The sequence below is a fragment of the Flavobacterium sp. DW-iso2 genome (assembly GCF_058725285.1).
The window spans coordinates 1-507 of record NZ_JBZXDY010000091.1; the positions used below are offsets into that span (position 1 = coordinate 1).

Genomic DNA, 507 nt, shown 5'->3' on the forward strand with positions numbered 1-507 from the left:
TAAAACAGTTTTGATAAAATTATTTCATTCAAACTAAACAAGACTATTTCCAAATCTGATTTGTATCAAGAATAATTCAATTTTACAACTAAGCTTTTTACAGTTTTTTAAATAATTTATCATTCAGGACTGAATTGCTATTATCTAATCAGTAGCTAAAATTTTGTTCTTACTCATTTCATATTATTAAATCCATAACAATAAGTGTTTTTTCTCTAAATTGATAAAAAACAAGTTCTTTTCACCAGATATAAGTATTTTTCACTTATTTTTGAATAATCAATTTTCACCAATACACATGAATACTAATCAATTTTCACTAAAAATAAGTGTTTTTCACGGTCGTAAAGCACCTGAAGAAGGAATACTGGTAGGTTATGGTGCTTTAATAGAAGCTTTAACTCTGGCTATGCCATTCCCAAATCGTTTATCATTGATAAGTACTAAAAAACGTCAATATAAAACTGATCATTGGCAAGTGCTTACTTCGCGTCACGAACCAGAAGA

General features: G+C 27.6%; 1 pseudogene. It reads left to right on the forward strand.

Annotated elements, in window-relative coordinates:
- Nucleotides 1-298 precede the first annotated feature (298 nt).
- Nucleotides 299-507, forward strand: a pseudogene (locus tag AC4PRO_RS18245) (Fic family protein); the annotation flags it as partial.